The following is a 24,366-nucleotide window of genomic DNA, read 5'->3' on the forward strand; positions in this document are numbered from 1 at the left end:
TGGCAATGCCTTTTCAATCAAAAATGGTCCTGCAAACATAGTATTTCTTATAAAATGACTCCTTCTGAATCTTTATCTGGCAGAAACGCTTCTAATTCTTCTGACTTTTGGAAGAAAGTAATTTCTCCAAAAGTTTCAACGTGTTTGTGGGACCACCTAAAATTTTTTATTGAAACAGAACCGTCACATTTGCTATCGCACGGACTGTTCGCCCATTTGGATAGAAAAGCATTAGTTCTAGCTGGTGTTGACCAACCTTTGATAGAACTTCAGGGTTCAAAATAGTGATTTCAGGGCGATCATTTTCTTCTGTATGGGTGTGATCAACAAAATCAAACGGATCATATGGTTCTCCTAAAACAATCTCAACCGTCTGCCCAACAGGAAAAGCATCTTGTATTGGTACTTCCGCTCCTTTATATTGGTCATACAGCGTGGAATCGATCAAATTTCTCCAATCCTTTGGCATTTTTTCATACTCTGCTGAGGACCAAAACTCAACATTCAATTGACGATCAGGCGTGTCATCACGTGTATTGCCAGAAACATACGTTGTCTCTCCTTTAAAACCTTCAGAAGCTTGATTCATGATCAGCAGCTCTCTTCTGCGGTTAGCAGGAATATTGTGGTAATTGATAAATTTATTATCAATGAATACCCCATTAAATACATTGTCTTTTCCAGTATGCCGATTATACTCTATCCCAATCGCGTATTTATCCTGCCATTCTTTAAAATCAAAGACGTTATTTGCTACTAACCAATTCGATAACTCAGCTACTTGCCCTTGAGCAAAACTATCACCTAGTCCGAATTCTGGTGTTTCGTACATAATAATACCTGTATTACGTAGATAATTATTCATGATCGTGATGTCACGTCCTGATTTGAATTTAAATCCACCATACGGTCCATTTTGCAATCCACGAACGTGATTGCCTACAACCTGAACATTCTGTGATCCTCTTAGATAAATGGCATGATCGCCCACCACACCATATCGATCCTTATTCTCGTACATTTGCTGGAAGAAATTATTTTTTATCAAAACATTTTTCGAATTACTATATGAATTGACAGCACAAGAAAGATAGTTTTGTTCATTATGTTCAAGAGCGATTTGCTTAGACTCTAACGCAGATTGTAGACGATCAATGGTTTTGATGATTTCAGGATTGCTAAAGCTCTTGATTGCCTCTAACTCATTGATCCGTAATCCAAATAGATTATCTGTAATCTCTACATTTTCCATATATTCATATCTTCCAACTGTCGAAAAACCACCAATATAGATTGCACGATTTTCTGTATCTGGCGTTGCATGGTCATGGTCTCTCATAAAGATATTGTTCTGAATGGTTGCCCCATTGGACGTCTGTAAGTTGATCGGGTACAAAGAGACAGGATGATAAAACACATTATCATTGATGGTGATATTATTTGCTAAACGTGTAAAAATTCCTACTCCGTCGAAAAATAATAACTGAATCTCAATATTTTGGCTCGTCTGATAATTTTCATCTGACAAATAAACGTTTTGTCCTGTTTCATTTTTCAATATTGTTGGATTCTCTTCTTCTCCTCTGATCTTGAGGCCACTTCTTAACACTACATTTTTATTGATAATATACGTACCAGCCGGAATATATAGCTGTTTGGTTAAAGAATTAGTGCGATCGATAATTTTTTGTAATGAATCTGACTGATCTTCTAAGCTTCCAAGTTGTAATGCATGCTCACCAAAAATAGTCACATCTGTTGCATCTAACCAATCGGTGTGTTGAGATGAAAAATTTTTTCGATCAACTAACTCATTCGTTGCTTCAGCTTTTGCATTAACTGGTAGGTTTATTAAAAACAGAACCAGAAAACATAGCATCATTTTTAGTTGTAGTTTATTCATTTGACTCTCCAATCTTTTTTCATTTAGACATGTTTAGTTATCATTCTAAATAGAAAGTATTTCGTTATCATTTGGAATAGTGCTACTTTTTCTGTTTCAACACAAGATAAAATAACAAACGATATCCCTTGTAGAGTAGCAAATAAATGAATCGTTCTACAACCAAAAATTTCATTCATGGGTGAAATTTTTGATTTCTTTCACAAAAAGATAGTTAAGTAGAACTACATATTAAAATACCCGACTAAATTTCTCTAGTCGGGTGACAGTTCTATTTGTTATCAATTATTGAAGTTATCTTCAATCTTTTCTCACCATAGACTCGATGCATGGTCCATTGATCAATGAACGGTACCGCTAGATTCATGACAACAATCGCTACTCCAATGCCACCTGGTAAATCTAAGACGATTCTCAAAATGGCACAAACCACACCACAACCGATAGCAAAATAATACTTTCCTTTGTCTGTCATAGGGGAAGTCGTATAGTCTGTAACCATAAAGACCGATGCCATGATCAATGCGCCACTGAGTAAATGTGCTGTGGCAAAAACAAAATTGAACTGGCTATAAATCAAAATCGCAAGATAAAATGCGCTTAGCGTCAATAGAGGAACCAATGGATTGATTATTTTTCGCAGGATCAAGTAACCGCCAGCGATCAATAGAAGCAATTTGCTCGTTTCGCCCATTGGTCCACCTAAGTCGATCCCTAAGAATAGTTTCCACCATTCGGGGGTAGTTACACTAACTTCTCGAGAAAAGTGTCCGAGCGCTACGAGTGGTGTTACAGTCGTGACTACATCTGGTCCTGGGGCGATCCAATTAGTGATCCAAGGAGATAAAAAGAGCTTTAGTAGTACGCGTGCTGCTACTGCTGGATTGATCCAGTTACGTCCTAATCCCCCGCCTAGATGCTTTACAAGAACAATAGCAATAAAATCTCCGATAACTACTGTCCACAAAGGTGCGCTAGTTGGCAACGTCAAAGCGAGGAGCCAACCGGTGATCACAGCTGTTAAATCATTGATCGTAACTGGTTGTTTGGTCGCCTTTTGGACAAGTGTTTCGAGTAACACACAAGTGATAATACTAGTAGTGATCATCACCAAAGAATACCAACCGAAGAAATAAAGCGCGCCGGTCGTTGGAAATAAGAGTGCAATCAACACTTGTTTCATTTTCCACTGACTTGTCCACCCATTACGGATATGTGGCCCATTGACCGTTCCATTACCTGTATATCGTTCACTCATCTTTTTGCCTCCATGATCTGATTTTTAACCGCTCTGATATCTTTTAATAAATCGATTTTTGAAGGACAGATAAATGAGCACGCACCACATTCCAAACAATTTAACGCACCTAGTTGTTCAGCTGTTTGTAGATCTTGATGACGAAATGCTTGGCTGATCAAGATTGGATGTAAGCCGACTGGACAGGCATTTACACATTCACTGCATTTGATACACATTTGTTCCTCAGGAATCGTTGCCTCCCCTTCAGATAATGCTAAAATCAGATTTGTCGTTTTTGTCACTGGTTCGTCTAATGATTGGATCAGTTTGCCCATCATTGGTCCACCGTTTAACATCTTACAAGGTGAGGACGTAAATCCACCACAAGCATCAATCAATGCTTCCACTGGTGTGCCGATCCGTACGCACAAATTTTTCCCTTCTTTGATTGGTGTTCCTGAGACTGTTACAACTCGTTCTACGGAAGCGATTTGTTTGACTGAAGCAATAAAAATACTGTGAACGGTCGCTACATTTAGTGTGATCACACCTAAATCAAAAGGTAGCTTATCCTTAGGAATTTCTTGAGATAATACATGTTTGATCACTAATTTTTCTGCGCCTTGTGGGTATAGATCACCGAGTATATGTAACTGGATACGTGGGTCGGTCAAATTTTTACGCAAATGGGCGATTGTTTCCATTGATGATTTTTCAATCGCAATCATTGCTTTTTTAATTTGATACGTATCTAAAATAAGTTGGATACTTTTTATTATTTCTTCTGTTTTTTCAATCAACAATCGTCGATCACTGGTAATAGCTGGTTCACATTCTGCCGCATTGATGATCAAAGTATGGATAGGTTGTTCGTCATTAGGTTGTAGCTTTACATTCGTTGGAAAGCCAGCACCTCCCATACCAACGATTCCTGCATTTTCTACTATGCTATGTAACTCTTTGTTTTTTGTATGTAATGATTCGATGCGATCTGAGAAGTCATTTTCTATGATAACTACCTTAGTTGATTGATGATTGATCATCCGGTTTTCAATTTTTTTGACGACTCCTGAAACGGAACTATGAACATTGGCAGATATCAGTCCGTCTTTTTCACCAACGATTGTACCAATTGCCACTTTATCACCCACTTTGACCACAACTTTAGCAGGTTTTCCAAGATGCATGGACATTGGTAATATAATTTTTTTCGGTGGTGTTAGTTTCTCAATAACCTTTTGCGCGGTGTCCTTCCTTTTTTCAAGAGGAACGCCACTTAAACGTTTCTTTACTATTATTTTCATTTTTCATTCCCCTAACGATAGATACAAAAGTAATAGATCAAACCGATCGCTACTAATGCTAATTGCATACCTAATCCGATCCATTCATATTTTTTACGATAACCAAATCTTTTCATTTCTCCCCCTATAATAACAAAATATTTTTTATACAAAACAAAATTAAATCTGACAAGCAAGTGAGAAAAATTAATCTCGTTTGCTCAAAGTAAATCTAAAATTTATAATATTCCAGACTGTTTCTAAATACGGCAAAAGAATACAACCTAACATAAAATAACTGTTTTGTGTAAATATAATAACATGTTACGGAGATATATAAAAGAGTATTTTATAAAAATTTTTATCTAATGCTTTTGCTAAATAACAATAAAAAAGTCCTAACTCAAATGTCATTTTGAATTAAGACTTTTTCATAGCTACTGATCGTTATACTTGTTGATTGCATTTTGCACTAAAAGATTTGGTTCATCATAAATTAGATATCTTGTGAGGAAGGTATTACACTGTTTATTTCGCGATTTGTTTCTCCGTATTTTTATCATAGAGAGATTGTTCAAGCAACACTTTCCCATTCGAGAAATATAGTTCTGCATCCAAACACCCATCATCTAGCAAGTGAGTTACCGCGTGTCCCAACTTGATCACAGAAATCCGATCAAAAGCAGTGACCATGGACTGGCCAATCGCTAAATTGTCTAAAACAATGCTTCGGTAGTCTGATAAGGTGGGGCAAAATGTTGCAACAAAAGATTCGATTGAACTAACTGAGCGATTCAGTAAAAAGTACATAGGATGACTGCTCATATGTTTCAACAGATATTTTTTATTCGTCGTTAAATCAAATTCACTAGCAATACAAACATCGATCTCATTCGTCAAAGATAGTTCTTTCGTTACTTTTCCACTGTGAGTATCATCAATTTGGATAAATGTCACTTTTTGGTGAGAATGTCCGGTATCGACGATTCGATCAATCACTTTCGCCACTCCGTTGATAAATGTATCCGAGCCTACTGTATAGTCACCACTTGGATAGTCCAAATAGTTAGAGACTGGCACAGTGATTACTGGAAATCCATGATTGCGTAGTTCATTTGCAAACTCGACACTCATAGTCCCACCTAAGACGATCAAGCAATCGTAGCTATCTTTTTTTAATGATTGTAAAAACTCATACTTTGCTTGATTAGTTACCATACTCAAATACGAACAATCAAACAAATGCCAGTTGTTGGCATTTCGATCCAACTTTGTTTTTATCACTTGTTCTTCGGTGTAACTGATTGCTAGCAATTCGATTTCTTGTTCAGGGGCAGCTAGTGCAATCTGTTCTACCAACCGTTCTGCTCCTTTTACATATCCTTCTATCGATAAAATCCCCACTTTTTTCGCCATATCCGTCTTCTCCTCACTATACTTGTTCATTGATTTTGATTACCAATCCTTTTTAATAAAATACGCATCTTTTTTTCAATTATCGTCTAAATGGTTACGATCGTGATGCACAGATATGCACTATCGATGTAACCGATATCATTTATATGATAAAAAATGAATGGATGTGACTAGATACTTCAATCCATCTCCCGAAAAGCCATTTTTTCTCGCTATTTCTATTTAAGTAAAATATACCATATTTATTCCAATATAGCATAGAGGTTTTTCAAATGACAGAAAAAAGCACAGGGATATCCTATTTCTATCATCTTCAAACCTGTTTTTCACTTCTATCAAAATGAAAAAAGACCGCAAGTTTAACTTGCGATCGATGGATATTATTCTATTTTCGTTCGATAACTCAAAATTAAACAGCTTTAAGCTTTTTGCAAGATCTTCTATACCAGAAAATATGTCAGGATATTAAAAAGTAGAGCTGTTTGATGTTGAATTATCAAACATGCAACAATGTATTTAAACCTTCACTTCACTATGATTGCTCGGTTTAATAGATCCGCTAAAAAATTCTCAATAAATAAATCGGATACTTCTTTTGTATACTCATTCATTTGCTTGAATTTTTCTTTCACTTTTTCTTTGATCTCTGTGAGGGTCTGTTCTTTTTTTAGAAGCTCGAAAATATAGGTCGTTACTTCATTTTCCAATAGAAGGATTCCGTCATCTGCTGATAAATAAATTGTTTTACCTAGTTTTTCATAAGCGATTGCTTTGCTTAACTTCATTGGTTTCTCTCCTTGTATCTAGCTATTCGAATACAATAAAATTTCTCTACTTGAACGGAACGATAATCATCTCTCACCCTTGCATTTATATTTCAAAGACAACAGTATCCTTATTCTAATTGGGTGATTGATTCCTGTATTTACTTTGATTTTAAACATTTAAAAGCGAATAGATAGTTTCTTTCAATTCAAAACGTTATGTAAAATGTATGAATTATTGTATTGAAAAACTATATCATTCTGATTTAAGCCTTGACATCGTTGATTTATTCAATCGATTACTGCGAGACAAATCATAGACGAAGTAATTTGCCTCGCAGATAAGGGAATTTTTAGGAAACTAAAGTTAGTCTATATAAAAAAGGGGAGTTTTTTAGTGTGCTAACTTTGTTTTCTAGAATAAAAAAGAACGGTGTAAGCTTTGTTTTATCTATGAAGCATCTATATCAATTGTATAACATCAATTCGTAATATAGAGTCATTCATCCTTCATAGATAGATTCCTTCTTGTTGACTAACTATCACTTTCCTCCTTTCCATCAATTAGGAAAAACTCATCTCTTTTTTCCTAACTTTAGTATAACGTTATTAATATAAAAGTCAATATATTTGTTAGGAAAATATAGGAACTCAAACATAATTTTCCTATATGTTTCATCTTTTCTAATCTGAGGAAATTTAAGAGTCTGCTGATTTTCCTAATTAGACTTCAGCTATTTTTGAAAGAACATGTATACTGTGCTTTAATTTGTACAATTTTTCGAAATAAATCGATAGTTGAATGATTTACTTGGTATTTTTATTTATTGATAACTATTTGAAAATATAGGAAAACATAACAATAATCTTCAAAACGTATGGTCTTCATACTTTATTTTGAGTATAATAACATGAAAGATGTCCTTGATTTCTTTTTCAGCTATTTTTATTGATTTTATATAATCGATTGTCAATTAGTTTCACAAATCATTGATCTAAATTTACTTAGTAATAGTTATTTTAAACATACAATAAAAGTGAAAGAAGGAAAAAAGATGGGCCCGTATTATTCAGTTAACCAACTTGCCGAGCTACTCGGAGTAACGACTCGATCTGTGCGCAATTATTTGCGTGAAGGCAAACTTCATGGAACAAAAGTTGGAGGAAAATGGCGATTTTCTGAAGAAGATCTGTCAGATTTTCTTCAATTCTCTTTCAAAACGAAACCTAGCTTTGATGGGAGCGATCGAGTAATAGAAAGTGCCGTTGTCCTTAAATTCTATCTTCAGTACGAATCATTAGAGTCTTTGCATCAATTTCGCGATCGGATGATCAGTTATCATCAAGATGTTTATTCAAATAAAGAAGATCGTTACTTCTTTTATAATGTCTTGGATGATGAGTGCGTGGAATTTATTATCAGTGGTAATTTTAATTATGTTCAAAGTTTTGGTGCCTGGTTCAACGAAGCTGTTTTAAAACAAACAGATATCTGGTTGAGTACACCAAAATAAAACATAGTAAGACATTTTATTTCTCAATGTCTTACTATGTTTTTTTCTATATCAACACGGTGATCATGCTTCCTCCGACGATCAAGGCTAATCCGATCAACGTGTATTTCAATTCTTTTTTACTTTTCTTTTCATGTAAAATGACCATACCACCTAGTGTAGAAATCACCACATTCATTTGTGTAATGATGTATGCAGTCGCCACCCCATTGGCGTTTGCAGAAAATATATAAGCAAATGCGGCTAAACTAAAAATGACGCCGACGATCGTTGCTTTCCAACTCTTATCGTCTCCATACGCTTTAGGTTGTTTCAAGACGACGTAGATGGCTGCTGCTAAGAACACACCTAACATTTGTGGAAAGAAGATTGCTACCCCGTCTGCATTGACTAATTTAGGTAATGCACTATATACCCAATAACCGATACTCGTAGAGGCAAGAATCGAAATGCCTTTCGTTATTCCACCTTGTTTGCTTCCTCCATCGGTGATTGCTGTCAATGCCGAGCCAATCACTAGTAAGACGATCGCCGCACCTCCGATGATTTTCCCTGTTGTCCCTGACCATTCACCAAAAGCGAAAACACCGATCAAAGAGGTTCCAACAAGTTGCATCGCAGTCGAAATTGGCATTGTTTTTGAAACACCGATCAAATTGAATGTGGTGTATTGGCCGATTTGTCCAATGACCCAAAATGATCCCGATAAAAGACTGATCAAAAACGTGGAAATTGAAATACCACCTGGTGACATCACCAATTGAACAATCAGGCCAACTAACAATGCCCCTATCCCTGTACCTAATATTTCATTTGTGGGACGCCCACCAATTTTTTTCAAAACAAGCGGTTGGATTCCCCAACCAATCGCTGGTATTAATGCAATCAAGATTCCCATTGATCAATCCCTACCCTTTCCCACCTTGAAATGAAGGATAAAGCGTCATACCACCATCTACAAATAGTGTGATACCTGTGACGTAGCTTGCTTCATCCGAAGCCAACCAGGCAGCGGCAGCCGCAACTTCATTTGGTTTTCCGATGCGTTCCATGGGAATCATGCTTTCTGTTGTCGCTTTTTGTTCTGGATCATCAAATTTTTCGGCATTGATCGGTGTTTTGATTGCTCCCGGACCAATACTATTGATACGTATTCCTTCAGGGGCGTATTCCATCGCAACACTTTGAGTGAATAGTTTGACGCCACCTTTTGATGCAGCATAATGTGAAAAAGTTGGCCATGGGATTTGTTCATGGACGGATGAAAGATTGATGATATTGCCTTTTACATTGTGTTTCTTGAAGTAATTGATGGCCGCCTTTGTTCCTAAAAAGACGCCTGTCAAGTTGACTTGCATCACTGTTTCCCATTCTTCCAAGCTTAATTCATGTGTTGGCTTTTGGTTTTCAGTCCCGGCATTATTGACCCATACATCTAATTGGCCATAAGTTTCAATTGCTTGATCGATTAATGCTTGTACGCCCTCTTCTGTCCCTACGTCAGCTTTGACTGCTACAGCTTCTCCACCCGCTTGTTCAATCGTTTTGACCGCTTCTTCTGCCCCTTCAGCATCGGAATGATAGTTTACGACTACTCGCATCTTTTCTTCTCCAAATCGCTGAGAGATCGCTGTACCGATTCCTTTCGACCCACCTGTTACTACTGCTACTTTGTTTTCTAGTTCTTTATACATCACGGACATCCTTTCTTTATTTACGAAAATAACAAATGTTTTCATTTGTTTATAATCAGCTATAAAGACAGTGTACACTACGCAGTGTGGGGGAAAGCAAATCATACGCACCATGAAAATTGCATAATGATTTTCAAAACAAAAAAAGAGACTGTATGATCAGCCTCTTTCCATTTCAAAAACTTGCTTCAATTACTTCGTCTGTTCAAAAAATTCAGCAGTTATTTGCTCATCTGCTCGCAATTGTTCGATCAAAGCTTCTGCGCCATCAAACTTCACTTGATCGCGAATAAATTCATGCCAGCGAATATAGACATGCTCGCCATAGATATCTTGGTCAAAATCTAAGATATACAATTCGACTGTCAATTCACGGCCATCACCGAATGTGTCGTTATGTCCGATTGATCCCATCGCTGGGTACCAAGTGTCACCAACCTTGATTTCACAAACATAGACACCTACTTTTGGTAAATGAACGGTACTTTTGACTTTGACATTGGCTGTTGGAAATCCTAGTAATCGACCACGGGCATCCCCATGAATAACTACCCCATCGATTTCATAATGATAGCCTAATAAGCTAGCAACAGTTGCAACATCTCCGGCGTCTAACTCTTCACGGATACGTGACGAGCTGATTTTTTCTCCTTCTTGCTGCTCTTTTGGTACAGTAACGACTTCAAAGCGACCTTTCGCATAACCAGGAAGATGAGGAACATCCGCAATCTCTTTCGGTCCGTAGGTATAATCAAAGCCAGAAACAGCATACTTGGCGTTTAGTCCTACGATGTACTGATCCACAAAATCTTGAGGAGCCAGATGAGCAAACGCAGAAGTAAATTCAATTTCGTAAAGATAATCGATACCAAGTTCTGCCATCTTTGCTTCTTTTTGTTCCAAGGTAGTCAAGTATTTAACGTCGCTTGGATTGATTTTTTTAAAGACGATTGACGGATGTTGATTGAATGTCATCAATGCCAATTTCAGACCCTCTTTTTGGGCAATCGTCCGACCGATTTCAATGACTTTCTGATGTCCTAAATGAACACCGTCAAAAAAACCTAAGATCAATACGACGTCTTCTTTCGGAATTTGAGTAGCTTGGTAAGGGTGTCTGATTTTGATGATTTCCATTTTTACATTAAACCTCATTTCTTAAAACTTTGCTTGGTTTCAACTTATTTTTTTCTTTTGGATTTGGTTGGTAGATACTCACTACTTTTCCTTGATAAAAAAGCGCGATTTCTTCTGATGGCATCTCTGGCAGACCAAATACTTGGTAATCTAGGCGCATTCCATTTTTAACTTTTTGCCATACTGCCTCATTGATCTCAACCTGTTTGAATTTCGCCACGCCTGTTTCGATTGGCAGAAGATACTCTTCGATCGTTCCTGCTTCCATATAAGCGGCTACTTGAGCGAGCGTGATTGCTTGTGATTGATCCATCCCCGCACTTGCTGTTCTCGTCAAATCGGACATATGAGCAGGATAGCCTAATTTACTTCCTGTATCAACAGCTAACGTCCGGACATAAGTACCCTTGCCGCATTCTACTTCAAAGCGCCAAGAAATTGTACCTGTTTCCTTTGACCATACAAGCTCACTGGTTCGTTCAAACCGATAGATGTGTGCTGTTCGAACAGGGCGTTCCACTGTTTCGTTATTTCGTGCATATTCGTATAAACGGCGACCGTTGACTTTCACGGCAGAGTACATTGGCGGAATCTGTGTGATCTCACCGACAAAAGAAGCCATCGCTTCATCGATTTGGGCCTCTGTCAACGCTTCGACTACTGCTTGCTGTTCGACGATCTCTCCAGATTTATCTTCGGTGGTCGTACTATATCCAAGGGTGATCTCTCCTTGGTAGGTCTTCCCCGAATCCGTCAAGTATTCAATAACTTTAGTGGCTTTACCAATACAAATTGGAAGAACACCATCCACATCAGGGTCTAATGTTCCCCCATGTCCGATTTTTTTTGTATGTAAAATTTTTCGTAATTTGAATACACAATCGTGGCTAGTCATGCCTCGTTCTTTCCATAAAGGTAATAAGCCTTCCATTATCTGGTCTCCATTCTTTTAAGTATTAACTGAATTATTATAACACAAAGTAGTATAAACTGACGTGTTTGATCGATTAATGTACGATTATTTTGTTTTAGAAACATAAACGTAACAAAAGTTCACACTGTTGTAAATAGAAAGATGGTATTCTTTTGTAAAGGAGGGAGCACCTATGGAAAATCTTTTCTTTGCACCTTTTGATTGGTTATACGGGTGGTTAGCTGGTAAAAAGTAGGCTAACTTTCTGGTCGATCAATCTCTGATCAATGCTTTTAAATCGATGAAAGCTGTTTTCCCCAAAAACGGACAAAGCGGCAAAATTCATCTGCTAGCGATACAGCGAAAAAATTCGAAAATGATTCTTATTATTTTGGATTTTTCCGCTGTATTTCGTGTTTGTTTCTTTGACGATGGACTGACATCAATAATATATAAAAAGAGAGGACGGATACAGTGATCGTATCCGTCCTCTCTTGACTTACGAGACGAAAAAAGTGTTCGTTCGCTTCTTAATCTTTATTTAAATTACGCAATAATTCATCGATGTGATTACCATAAACAACAGATTCATCTAATTCAAACGTCAATTCAGGTGTTTTGTAAATGCTCATGTTATGTCCTAATTCCCGACGAATCAGACCACTTGCTTTATTCAACCCTTCTTGCGCTTTTTTCTTATCTGAAGCTAAGTCAGATAAAAGACTATAATAGATCGTCGCCTGCTGTAGATCACCTGTGACATGTACATCTGTGATCGTTACATTCTCCACGCGTGGATCACGTACTTTTTTGCGTAAGATATCATTCACTTCTTTTAAAATTTCTTGACCGACTCTGCGGTCACGATAGTTAGCCATAATGAGCGGCCTCCTTTTTTTAAATTAGTCTACTTTGACTTCTTCCATGATAAAGCCTTCGATAACATCGTCCACTTTAAGATCATTGAATTTCTCGATCATTGCACCACATTCAAAGCCCATTTTGACTTCTTTCACATCATCTTTGAAACGTTTCAAGCTTGCTAGTTGTCCTTCGTAAATAACGATACCATCACGAATCACACGCACACCGCTATCACGACGAATGTAACCATCTGTTACAAAGGCTCCCGCAATCGTTCCAACTTTTGATACTTTGAACGTTTCACGGACAGTCATTTGACCAGTGATTTTTTCTTCGAATTCAGGATCAAGCATCCCTTTCATCGCTGTTTCGATTTCTTCGATTGCTTTATAAATGATGCGGTGTAGACGGATATCTACTTCTTCCGTATCTGCTTGGATCTTCGCTTGAGGTGTTGGACGAACATTGAAACCAATGATGATCGCATTACTTGCTGCAGCAAGCGTTACATCACTTTCATTGATTGCTCCAACAGCAGAATGGACGATCTTGACACGTACGCCTTCTACATCGATTTTCTTCAATGAAGCAGCTAATGCTTCAGCAGAACCTTGTACGTCCGCTTTAATAATGACGTTGACTTCTTTCAGTTCGCCTTCTTTCAAGCTTTCGAATAGGTTGTCTAATGTCACACGGCTAGTTGCAGCACGTTGCTCTAACATCGCACGTTTGCCACGTTCTTCACCCGCTGCACGAGCTGTTTTCTCATCTTCAAAGACAACGAAACGATCGCCTGCTTGAGGAACATCATTCAAACCTGTGATCTCAACCGGTGTTGCTGGTCCAGCTGTTTTTTCACGGCGTCCTAAATCGTTGACCATCACACGTACACGACCGTAAGTGTTTCCGACAACGATTGGGTCACCGACGTTCAATGAACCTTGTTGAACAAGTAAAGTTGTCACAGGGCCTTTTCCTTTGTCTAATCGTGCTTCGATCACTGTACCGATCGCGCGTTGCGTTGGATCAGCTTTCAAGTCTTCCACTTCAGCAACTAGAAGGATCATTTCTAATAGTTCTTCGATATTTTGACCGAATTTCGCTGAGATCTCGACAAAGATCGTTTCGCCACCCCATGATTCAGGAATCAATTCATATTCACTTAATTCTTGCATCACGTGTTGCGGATTTGCTCCTGGTTTATCGATTTTGTTGACTGCTACGATGATTGGCACGCCGGCTGCTTTGGCGTGATTGATCGCCTCTACTGTTTGTGGCATTACACCGTCATCTGCTGCTACAACTAAGATCGTGATATCTGTGATACTTGCACCACGCGCACGCATACTTGTAAAGGCCGCGTGTCCTGGTGTATCTAAGAATGTGATCGGTTTGCCGTCGATATCGATTTGGTAAGCACCGATATGCTGCGTGATACCACCTGCTTCTCCGCTTGTTACACGAGAATGACGTAACGTATCTAGTAAAGTTGTTTTCCCATGGTCAACGTGTCCCATGATCGTTACAACTGGCGGACGTGAAACTAATTTGTCTGGATCTACTTCGTCCGCTTCAAAGAATTTGTCGATATCCGCGATATCTACTTGGACTTTTTCTTGTGGTTCCATTCCGTAATCTGTTGCTAATAACTCGATCGTGTCTTTATCTAATGCTTGGTTTTGGTTGACCATTACACCTAACATAAATAATTTTTTGATGATCTCTGCTGGTTCACGGTGGATTTTCTTCGCGATATCTGCCACGTTCATGCCTTCTGTATATTCTAATACTTCAGGTAATTCACGGAATTTACGTGGTGGGACTGCTGGCTTGTTCGATGTTTGCTGTTTGCCTTTTTTCCCTTTTTTATTGAAACGATTGCGGTTATTATTGTTGAATTTTCCGCGATTGTTATTATTGTTTCTATTTTGTCCGCCGCCTTGGTTGTTTCCTTGACGGTTTTGGTTACTTCCCTGATTGTTACCTTGGGTAGTACCTTGGCGGTTTTGAGTGCTGCCTTGGTTGTTTCCTTGGCGATTTTGGTTGTTGCTTTGAGTATTCCCTTGACGGTTTTGAGTGTTTCCACCTGTCTGGTTACTCTTCTGATTTGTTGATTGGTTTTTTCCTTGATTCACTTGACCGCTCCCTTGACCGCGATCTTGATAGTTGCGGTTACTTTTATTTTTTTGTTGGTTCGATGGTTCGTTTGTTTTCTTTTGGTTACTTGGCTGCTGTCCGGCTGGTTTTTGGTTTGCTTTTTGTACTGGTTGCTTTTTCTGCTGTGGTTGGTTGAACGCTTGTTGCAGTTTCTTTTCGTCTTGTGTGCTGATCGCACCCATGTGATTTTTCACATCGATTCCAAGTTTCTGCGCTTTATCAACGACCTCTTTACTAGACTTATTCCATTCTTTCGCTAGTTCATAAATTCGTTTATTGCCCATGCAATCACCTTCCTAACCTTCAATTAGCTCCTTGACCCTTTTTGCAAAGCCGGCGTCAGTGATCCCTATCACTTTGCGAGGCTTGCCGATCATCTGAGTGATTTCTTCCTCAGAAAACAGCTCAAAGCAAGGAACTTCGTAATACGAACTCTTATCTTTGATTTTCTTTCTGGTATTCTCACTGGCATCACTTGCGACGAAAACGATCTTCGCTTTTTGGCGGCGGATCTCTCCAATCGTCAATTCTTCACCTGTGATCATTTTTCCTGCACGCATCGCTAATCCAATAAGATTCATGGCTTTTTGCCGATTGACTTGACTCATTCGCCAAATAGCTCTTTTCTGGCTTTTTGGTGTGTGACATAATCCAGCAGTTCTTGATAAAATTCATCTGTTAGCTTAGCTTCAAGTACACGATCCAAGAGATGTTTATCCCATGCTTGTTGTACTTCTTCCGGCTCAAGTGAGACATACGCTCCTCGTCCAGGCATTTTTCCAGTAGGATCGATCGATACCACGCCTTCTTTCGAGCGGGTGATACGGATCATCTCTTTTTTGGGTTTCATTTCACCTGAAACCACAGATTTGCGTAAAGGGATCTTCCTTTGTTTCATCTCTTTGCCTCCTTCACTGACAGTTAAATTTCTTCTTGATCTGTTTCTTCGATCGTTTCATCATTGAATGCAATCGTTTGGTACTCATCATCTGTCAAATCTGATTGGATGATAGCTTCATCATGTTGCTCTTCGGCTTCCACAGACACGCTCTGTGCTTGCTTCTCATAAAATTCAGCCATATCTGATTCTGATTTGATGTCGATTTTGTGGTTCGTCAATTTTGCTGCTAGACGTGCATTTTGTCCACGTTTACCAATGGCTAATGACAATTGGTAATCTGGTACAACGACCGTACAAGCTTTTGGATTTTGTTCGTCGAAAATAACATCAACGACTTGTGAAGGGTTCAATGCGTTGGCAATGAATACCGCAGGATCTTCGTCCCACTCAACGATATCCATGTTTTCGCCTTTCAACTCATTCACGATTGCTTGGACACGTTGCCCTTTAGGACCAACACAAGTACCGACAGCATCGATATTCGGATCAGTTGAACGAACAGCCACTTTTGAACGGTCGCCCGCTTCTCTAGCTACGCTGACGATCTCAACAAGGCCATCATAAACTTCTGGCACTTCTTGTTCAAACAAGCGACGCAAAAGATCTGGATGACTGCGGCTTACAAAGACTTGTGGGCCTTTAGATGTATTCTCAACACGTGAGACGTATACTTTGATACGATCATGTGGTTGATAAAATTCATTTGGCATTTGGTCTTGTTTCGAGAGTACCGCTTCGATTTTACCTAAATTGACGTAGATATAACGTTTGTCTTGACGTTCAACGATCCCTTGCATGATATCTTTTTCATATGCACTGAATTCGTTATAGATGATCGTACGTTCCGCTTCACGCACACGTTGCAAGATCACTTGCTTCGCCGTTTGAGCAGCGATCCGACCGAAATCTTTTGGTGTGACTTCAAAACGGATCTTATCACCGATCTCATAAGCAGGATTGATCAATAAGGCATCTTTTAATGATACTTCTAATTGTGAATCCATCACTTCTTCAGTGACTTCTTTCACGGCATAGACATGGATCTTACCTTTTTTTTGTTCAAATTCTACTTCTACGTTTTGTGCTTGCCCATAATGGCGTTTGTATGCAGAAACTAACGCAGCTTCTAAAGCGTCGATCACGATTTCTTTTGAGATTCCTTTTTCAGCCTCTAAAGCATCTAACGCGTTCAACATTTCTTTACTCATTTTTTCTGTTTCCTCTCCGTGATTAAAATTGGATTGCTAAGCGAGCTTTGGCAATATTCTTACGGTCAAAAACAATTTCTTTTTCCCGTGTCTTTATGCGTATCTTCAATGTAAGCTGTTCAGCATCAAATGATTGGAGAAATCCTTCATATTGTTTTTCTCCGTCAACTGGTTGATATAAAGACACATGGATATACTCTCCTCGTGCTTTTTCATAATCTGCCTCTTTTTTCAAAGGGCGTTCTGCGCCTGGAGATGATACCTCTAGGAAATATGCTTGTGGTATCGGGTCTGGCTCTGTCGTATCAAGCTTTTCACTTAATTTTTCGCTGACAAATGCACATTCTTCAATGTCGATTCCGCCTTCTTTATCTATAAACACTCGTAAAAACCAGCTTTTTCCTTCTTTGACAAATTCTACTTCCACCAGCTCAAACTTTTGTTCATCTAAGATCGGTGTCACCATTTCTGTGACTGTTTCAACGACGCTACTCAAAGATTTCGCCTCCTTAAAATTAGATCCGTAATTCCATTAAAAAGAGTGAGCGAAAATTCCGCTCACTCACAGTTAGTATCATTACCTTAAATAACTATAACATAAATCGCTCTAAATGACAAGCCATATCATTATAACCAACTTGCAACGAGCATTACTACTCTTTGCTTTCATTTTGATTCATTTTCATTTCTCGAATGGACTTTTATAACATATCAAATAACGATAATTGATTTTCGTCGGGTAAATCTTTCAAGACCCCATTTTCCGTCATGTACTCGATCAACGTTTTTGAAACTTTCCCGCGAGTTGCTAAGTCTTCTTTAGATAAGAAAGGACCATCTTTTCTTGCTTCAACGATTTGTTTCGCCACGTTAGTCCCCAAGCTCGGTACAGCGCGGAATGGCGCAATCAGTGTATCGCCTTCGATGACAAAGTTCACTGCATCCGATTTATACAGATCGATCATCCCGAATTTCAGATCACGTTCCAACATTTCATTTGCTAATTCAAGGACAGTCAATTGATTTTTCTCTTTGACAGAAGCATCAAGACCCTTATCCGTGATTTCTTTCATCGCCTCTTTGACGGCTTCTTTCCCTTTACACATCGCGACTAAATTAAAGTCATCCGCACGAACAGAGAAATACGCACAGTAATACAAGATTGGGAAGTAAACTTTAAAGTAAGCGACACGCAGCGCCATCAAGACATAAGCGGCAGCATGGGCTTTCGGGAACATATACTTGATCTTCGAACAAGAATCGATGTACCAGTCAGGTACGTTATTTTCTTTCATGGCTGTCAAATATGTTTCTCGTAAATCATCAGGGATCTTATTCCATAATCCTTTACGCACCGTTTCCATGATCTTGAACGCCATGCCACTATCTAACCCAGCATGGATCAAATAAACCATGATGTCATCCCGACAGCCGATTACTTCAGCAAGTGTTGCATCGCCACGTTTGATCAGTTCTTCTGCATTTCCTAACCACACGTCAGTACCGTGAGAAAGACCAGATATCTGCAATAGTTCCGCAAAAGTGGTCGGATGTGTTTCTTCTAACATTCCTCGAACAAACCGTGTCCCAAATTCCGGTATACCTAAAGTACCCGTTTTAGAATAAATCTGTTCTTGTGTAACACCTAATACGTCAGGTCCGGAAAAGATTCGCATCACTTCTGGATCATCGGTTGGGATTGTTTGGGGATCGATCCCTGATAAATCTTGCAACATCCGGATCACTGTCGGATCATCGTGTCCCAGAATATCAAGTTTCAACACATTGTCATGGATCGAGTGGAAATCAAAGTGAGTCGTTTTCCATTCAGAATTTTGATCATCTGCCGGGTATTGGATCGGTGTAAAGTCATACACATCCATATAATCAGGGATAACGATGATCCCCCCCGGATGCTGACCGGTCGTCCGTTTGACCCCAGTCGCTCCTTTTGCTAAACGATCGACTTCGGCACTACGATAATGCAAATTATGATCTCGCTCAAACCCTTTAACGAAGCCATACGCCGTTTTATCCGCCACTGTACCGATCGTACCGGCACGATAAACGTATTCTTCCCCAAACAATACTTTTGTGTAATGATGGGCTTCTGCTTGGTAGTCTCCAGAGAAGTTCAGATCGATATCGGGTACTTTGTCACCATGGAAACCTAAGAATGTTTCAAAAGGAATATCATGCCCATCTTTATTTAAGCGAGCGCCACATTTCGGACATTTTTTCTCAGGCATATCAAAGCCAGAACCGTATGTTCCGTCTTCATAAAATTCAGAATACTGACAATCTGGACAGTAGTAATGTGGTGCCAATGGATTGACCTCAGTGATCCCTGTCATCGTTGCAACGAAACTCGAACCGACTGAACCACGAGAACCAACCAAATACCCGTCTTCATTACTTTTATGCACTAACTTTTGAGAAATCAAATAAATAACTGAGAATCCATTTCCGTTGATTGAATCCAGTTCTTTTTTTAACCGTTTTTCCACAATATCTGGCAACGGATCACCATATAATTGTTTCGCTTTTGTATAACTTAGATCAGTGATTTCATCTTCTGAACCAGGAATTTTCGGCGTATACAGCTCGTCTTTGACTGGCACGACTTCTTCACAGATATCCGCAATCTTATTGGTGTTTTCAACAACGATCTCTTTCGCTAGGTCTGTTCCTAAGAAAGTGAAGGCAGTTAGCATTTCATCCGTCGTTCTAAAATGAACTTCAGGCAAGCTATGACGATTCAAAGGATTCGCCCCACCCATCGAGTTGACCAAGATTTTACGGTAAATCGCATCTTCTTCATTTAGATAATGCACGTTACCTGTCGCAACAACGATCTTGTCTAACGATTTGCCGATTTCTACTAAATTACGGATGATTTCTTCTAAATCATGTTCATTTTTGACAAGTTCTTGTTCTAACAATGGTGCATAAACAGCTTTAGGCATGACCTCGATGTAGTCATAGAATTTCGCCCGATTACGGGCTTCTTCCACACCTTTTTGCATCATGGCTTCAAAAATCTCGCCTTTGTCACAAGCAGATCCAACTAATAGATCTTGTCGGAATTTCTTCAACTGTGACCGAGGGATTCGCGGCACACGTTCAAAATAATCGACATTGGACATCGAGATCAATTTGAACAAGTCTTTCAACCCGGCTTGATTTTTCGCCAGTAACGTCACATGGAATGGTCGAGCACGCTTGTAAGAATCACCCTCACCGACATGCGCATTTAACTGGTCATGATAATACATCTCATGATTTTCCATCGCTTCTTTGATAAATATCCATGCAAGATGCCCAGTTGCTTCCGCATCATAGATCGCACGGTGATGCTGTTCCAAGCTAACGCCGAATTTTTTCGATAGCACACCTAAACCGAATCGTTTGAATTGTGGATATAAATATCGAGCTAATTCTAGTGTATCGATGACTGGATTCGCTGCTTCTGGGATATTGTATTTCGCATAACTTGTGTTCAAGAACCCCATATCGAAGGCAGCATTATGGGCAACTAGGATTGCGTCTTTTGAAAATTCTAAGAACAACCGTAAAACTTCTTCTTCTGATTTTGAGCCACGAACCATTTCATCTGTGATTCCCGTCAAATCAATCGTCGTTCGTGATAAAGGATGTCCTGGATCGATGAACTCGTCAAAACTTTCAATGACATTTCCTTTGTACATTTTAACGGCGGCTAACTCGATGATCGTATCATAAACAGCGGATAAACCAGTGGTCTCCACGTCAAACACAACATAAGTGGATTCACTTAATGAATCATGGGCATCATTGTAAGCAATCGGTACACCATCATCCACGACATTCGCTTCGACCCCATACAAAATTTTGACGCCAGCTTTTTTACCTGCACTATGCGCTTCTGGAAAAGCCTGTGCTCCGCCATGGTCCGTGATAGCGATCGCTTTATGTCCCCACTTACCCGCTTGAGCAACAAGATCTGCGACACTATTCGTCGCATCCATCGTACTCATGTTGCTATGAAGATGCAACTCAACACGTTTTTCATCTTCAGGAGAATAATCTTTACGTGGCGCATGTTTAACTTCTAAAATATCTTGGGCATTCATCACAAGGTCACGGACAAACGTATCTTCTTGGACACTTCCGCGAACCTTCAACCAATTGCCCGTACTGATAGCTTCAAAGATTTGTTCATCTTTTTCATTGTTTGAAAACTTTTTGACGATAAACGAAGAAGTGTAGTCTGTGATCTTCAATGTCAAAATCTTACGTTTCGAACGAAGCTCACGCACTTCTTTATCAAAAACGTAACCCTCGATGGTTACTCGACGTTCTTCTTCCAAAATATTGATCATCGGTGTGATTGGCTCATCATTTGGAATATTTCTACCTAGTTGGATTGGGCCATCAAGCGTTGGCAACTGCTCTTTGCGCTCTTTTTTCTTTTGTTCATGGACAATCAAACTTTCAGCAGCTTGTTTCATAAATGCTTCCGCTTGTTCTTGTCTTCTTTCTTCAAACAGCTTTAGCACTCTTTCTGCTTGCTGTTCATCGACTTCTGGTTCAATACGGAACTTAGGAAAGCCATAGCTGACAAACAACTGTTCCACTAATGGCAAGTATTGTTGTTTAAGATAACCAATAGCCCCTTCCCCATCCACCGGCAAAATCACCTTATGGTCTTTGATCGTCGGCACTTGTGTCTTTAGAACCTTTTGTACTAAAGGCGTATCGCATTGCTGACTCTCTAATGCTTGTGACCAATAATCTTGCAGAAGTTGCTCATCATACGATTGATCCTCCGCTTGGATCGTGATCTTCACCTCAGCGATCTCTTTAAATGCAAGCATGACATGTTGCATCAACGAGCGATAGATCATGACAGGTAAAATAGCCGGGAACCGTAAAGTAAATTCCCAAAGACGAGATTTACGATGGACGACCACACGTTCCATTTCACCAGCAGAAATAAGCGGATGTGATTTTTCTGTTTCTTCTAATTGGATCTGTTCCAATAACTTCTCAAATAACTCTCGTTTTTCTGACAAAAATATACGCCCTTTCTGTCAAGACCAGAAATCATTCCATTTCCGACCCTTACTTTTCAATACTAACTAGTATAACCCTTTTTGGAGAAATTTTCATCAAGGTTGTGAGAAAGCCGGTCAACTCCAAGTATTAAGGCAGAAATTGAGAAAATAGCTTTTCATATTTTTTCAATTTTTGACTTAATATTGAAGGAGTTGGCTTTCGAACACCGTTTATCAAGGTTGTGAAAGAAGCGCTTTGACCTGAGCAGTAAGATGGAAAATCAGAAAATAGCTTCTCATATTTTTTGATTTTTCAGCTTAGTATTGAAGGTCAGCTTCTTGAACACCGTTTATTAGGTTGTGAGAAAGCCGGTCAGCTCCAAGTATTAAGGCAGAAATTGAGAAAATAGTTTTTCATATTTTTTCAATGTTTGACTTAATATTGAAGGAGTTGGCTTTCGAACACCGTTCATCAAGGTTGTGAAAGAAGCGTTTTGACCTGAGCAGTATGCTTCCTGAACACCATCTCCCACAATCCACCAAAGGAAATGAAAAAGCCGCTTCCGTCTATTCAGAGACCGATACGACTTTTTCATATTTATGCTTATTCGCCTTGATTCAATAAAATCGGTAATGTGTTCACGAGTTCATCTTTACGAACTTCGACCATTTCACCTGTTTTCTTGATTTTTACTTCGACGATTCCGTCTACTGCTTTTTTACCGATCGTGATACGGATTGGACAACCAATCAAATCAGAATCAGCAAATTTTACACCGGCACGTTCGTTGCGGTCATCAACAAGTACTTGATAACCTGCTTCATTCATCGCTTTTTCCACTTCATTCGTCAAATTCGTTTGGAATTCGTCTTTTAAGTTCATTTGTACGACATGTAGATCAAATGGTGCGATGCCTTTTGGCCAGTTAATGCCGTTTTCATCTGCATTTTGTTCAACGATCGCTGATAGCAAACGGCTTACACCGATACCATAGCAACCCATGATGACATGTTTCTCACGACCATTTTCATCAAGAACAGTGGCACCCATCGATTCACTGTAACGTGTACCTAGTTTGAAGATATGACCGATCTCGATTCCACGAGTAAATGCTAATACACCATTATTGTCTGGTGAAGGATCGCCTTCTTGGACAAAACGTAAGTCTTCGTAAGCTAACACGTTAAAATCACGTTCTGGATTGACGTTGATAAAATGATAGCCAGTTTCGTTTGCTCCAGCGATAGCATTTGCCAGATCTTGGACATGACGATCTGCATAGACTTTCACGTCTTCAGATACACCGATTGGTCCAACTGAACCAAAATCAGCGCCTAAATAATTTTTCGCTTCGTCTTCTGTTGCTTCTTCTAAGAAATCTGCGCCTAAGAAGTTTTTCAATTTTACATCGTTGACTTCATGGTCGCCTCGAACTAAAACTAAGACAGGTTGTTCATCCGCTGTGAATAAAACAGATTTAATGATTTTTTGTGGCTGAACATCAAAGAAAGCTGCCACCTCATCGATTGTTTTCACATTTGGTGTTTCTTTCTTTTCCATTTCCAATTGTGTTTCATGCGATTTTTTTGGTACATAATAACTTGTCGCCATTTCTAAGTTAGCGGCATAGTCACTTTCTGTTGAATAACAAATCGTGTCTTCACCGATTTCTGAGATCGCCATAAATTCTTTTGAGTCTTTTCCGCCCATGGCACCACCGTCACCGATGATCGCACGGAATTCCAAACCACAACGTTTGAAGATCTCTGTGTATGCTTTCTCATAATCTTTGTACGTTTCATCCAAGCTCTCTTGTGACGCATGGAAAGAATAAGCATCTTTCATAATAAACTCGCGACCACGTAATAGACCAAAACGAGGACGTTTTTCATCGCGATATTTTGCTTGGATCTGGTAAAGATTCAAAGGTAATTTTTTATATGAATTGACTTCGTCGCGAATCAACTCTGTAAATGTTTCTTCATGTGTTGGTCCTAAAATCATCTGACGATCGTTGCGATCTTTCAAACGATATAGGTTCGGGCCATAGGTTTCATAACGACCAGATTCTTGCCATAATTCAGCTGGTAAAAGCGCAGGCATCAACATCTCCACTGCCCCGATTTTTTCGAATTCTTCGCGCATGATCGTTTTCAATTTTTCTAACACACGATTCGCAAGTGGTAAGTAAGAATAGATCCCAGCTGATACCTGACGGATATAGCCAGCACGTAATAAGATTTGATGACTTAATACTTCCGCATCGTTTGGAACCTCTCTTAATGTTGGGATCAACATTTTTGATTGTCTCATTATATATAAACTCCTTTATTCC

General features: G+C 39.1%; 18 protein-coding genes. 1 reads left to right on the plus strand and 17 read right to left on the minus strand.

What is annotated here, in order from left to right:
- Nucleotides 1-166: 166 nt before the first annotated feature.
- The 5 genes from IGL24_RS08605 to IGL24_RS08625 all read right to left on the minus strand — a co-directional run bounded on the left by IGL24_RS08605 (nucleotide 167) and on the right by IGL24_RS08625 (nucleotide 6,627).
- Nucleotides 167-1,903, minus strand: a complete 1,737-nt coding sequence (locus tag IGL24_RS08605) for a glycosyl hydrolase family 28-related protein (RefSeq protein WP_207115279.1) — start codon at nucleotides 1,901-1,903, stop codon at nucleotides 167-169.
- Between the two features lie 271 nt (nucleotides 1,904-2,174).
- Nucleotides 2,175-3,161 (minus strand): RnfABCDGE type electron transport complex subunit D, encoded by a 987-nt coding sequence (locus tag IGL24_RS08610; protein WP_207700385.1) that lies wholly within the window; start codon nucleotides 3,159-3,161, stop codon nucleotides 2,175-2,177.
- Complete coding sequence (rsxC, locus tag IGL24_RS08615) at nucleotides 3,158-4,447, minus strand: electron transport complex subunit RsxC (protein WP_207700384.1); 1,290 nt, start codon at nucleotides 4,445-4,447, stop codon at nucleotides 3,158-3,160. The genes IGL24_RS08610 and rsxC overlap by 4 nt, the downstream gene beginning before the upstream one ends.
- A gap of 507 nt (nucleotides 4,448-4,954) precedes the next feature.
- Nucleotides 4,955-5,842 carry a 6-phosphofructokinase gene (locus IGL24_RS08620; protein ID WP_207700383.1) on the minus strand — a complete coding sequence of 296 codons (888 nt, stop codon included), beginning with the start codon at nucleotides 5,840-5,842 and terminating at the stop codon, nucleotides 4,955-4,957.
- Between the two features lie 524 nt (nucleotides 5,843-6,366).
- The gene (locus IGL24_RS08625) at nucleotides 6,367-6,627 is read right to left on the minus strand and encodes a PqqD family peptide modification chaperone (RefSeq protein WP_206857169.1); all 261 of its coding nucleotides are present in this window, start codon (nucleotides 6,625-6,627) and stop codon (nucleotides 6,367-6,369) included.
- Between the two features lie 1,034 nt (nucleotides 6,628-7,661).
- On the opposite strand from IGL24_RS08625, the gene IGL24_RS08630 reads away from it, so the two are divergent.
- Complete coding sequence (locus IGL24_RS08630) at nucleotides 7,662-8,120, plus strand: helix-turn-helix domain-containing protein (protein WP_206857168.1); 459 nt, start codon at nucleotides 7,662-7,664, stop codon at nucleotides 8,118-8,120.
- A 46-nt stretch (nucleotides 8,121-8,166) separates the two neighbouring features.
- Here the strand turns inward: IGL24_RS08630 and IGL24_RS08635 are convergent, their stop codons facing one another.
- From IGL24_RS08635 to IGL24_RS08690, 12 genes are all read right to left on the minus strand, one after another.
- Nucleotides 8,167-9,018, minus strand: a complete 852-nt coding sequence (locus IGL24_RS08635; protein ID WP_207115532.1) for a GRP family sugar transporter — start codon at nucleotides 9,016-9,018, stop codon at nucleotides 8,167-8,169.
- 10 nt (nucleotides 9,019-9,028) lie between these two features.
- Complete coding sequence (locus IGL24_RS08640; protein WP_207700070.1) at nucleotides 9,029-9,814, minus strand: glucose-1-dehydrogenase; 786 nt, start codon at nucleotides 9,812-9,814, stop codon at nucleotides 9,029-9,031.
- Nucleotides 9,815-10,006: 192 nt separating this feature from the next.
- A complete protein-coding gene (ribF, locus tag IGL24_RS08645; protein WP_206857160.1) occupies nucleotides 10,007-10,951 on the minus strand; it encodes a riboflavin biosynthesis protein RibF in 945 nt (314 codons plus the stop codon).
- Between the two features lie 7 nt (nucleotides 10,952-10,958).
- The gene (gene truB / locus IGL24_RS08650; RefSeq protein ID WP_207115534.1) at nucleotides 10,959-11,882 is read right to left on the minus strand and encodes a tRNA pseudouridine(55) synthase TruB; all 924 of its coding nucleotides are present in this window, start codon (nucleotides 11,880-11,882) and stop codon (nucleotides 10,959-10,961) included.
- A gap of 512 nt (nucleotides 11,883-12,394) precedes the next feature.
- Nucleotides 12,395-12,742 carry a 30S ribosome-binding factor RbfA gene (rbfA, locus tag IGL24_RS08655; RefSeq protein WP_010735198.1) on the minus strand — a complete coding sequence of 116 codons (348 nt, stop codon included), beginning with the start codon at nucleotides 12,740-12,742 and terminating at the stop codon, nucleotides 12,395-12,397.
- 24 nt (nucleotides 12,743-12,766) lie between these two features.
- Complete coding sequence (gene infB / locus IGL24_RS08660; RefSeq protein WP_207115535.1) at nucleotides 12,767-15,169, minus strand: translation initiation factor IF-2; 2,403 nt, start codon at nucleotides 15,167-15,169, stop codon at nucleotides 12,767-12,769.
- Nucleotides 15,170-15,181: 12 nt separating this feature from the next.
- Nucleotides 15,182-15,493, minus strand: a complete 312-nt coding sequence (locus IGL24_RS08665; RefSeq protein ID WP_206857152.1) for a YlxQ-related RNA-binding protein — start codon at nucleotides 15,491-15,493, stop codon at nucleotides 15,182-15,184.
- A complete protein-coding gene (rnpM, locus tag IGL24_RS08670) occupies nucleotides 15,490-15,783 on the minus strand; it encodes an RNase P modulator RnpM (RefSeq protein ID WP_086283647.1) in 294 nt (97 codons plus the stop codon). The genes IGL24_RS08665 and rnpM overlap by 4 nt, the downstream gene beginning before the upstream one ends.
- Nucleotides 15,784-15,806: 23 nt before the next feature.
- Complete coding sequence (nusA, locus tag IGL24_RS08675; RefSeq protein WP_207700071.1) at nucleotides 15,807-16,994, minus strand: transcription termination factor NusA; 1,188 nt, start codon at nucleotides 16,992-16,994, stop codon at nucleotides 15,807-15,809.
- Nucleotides 16,995-17,016: 22 nt separating this feature from the next.
- The gene (gene rimP, locus IGL24_RS08680) at nucleotides 17,017-17,490 is read right to left on the minus strand and encodes a ribosome maturation factor RimP (protein ID WP_010735193.1); all 474 of its coding nucleotides are present in this window, start codon (nucleotides 17,488-17,490) and stop codon (nucleotides 17,017-17,019) included.
- A gap of 205 nt (nucleotides 17,491-17,695) precedes the next feature.
- Nucleotides 17,696-22,048: a PolC-type DNA polymerase III gene (locus IGL24_RS08685; RefSeq protein WP_207115537.1), complete on the minus strand. Its 4,353-nt coding sequence runs from the start codon at nucleotides 22,046-22,048 to the stop codon at nucleotides 17,696-17,698.
- 586 nt (nucleotides 22,049-22,634) lie between these two features.
- Nucleotides 22,635-24,344: a proline--tRNA ligase gene (locus IGL24_RS08690; protein ID WP_207115538.1), complete on the minus strand. Its 1,710-nt coding sequence runs from the start codon at nucleotides 24,342-24,344 to the stop codon at nucleotides 22,635-22,637.
- Nucleotides 24,345-24,366 lie beyond the last annotated feature (22 nt).

The sequence above is a fragment of the Enterococcus sp. DIV2371 genome (genome assembly GCF_050498525.1).
GTDB classification, from domain to species: domain Bacteria; phylum Bacillota; class Bacilli; order Lactobacillales; family Enterococcaceae; genus Enterococcus_B; species Enterococcus_B mangumiae.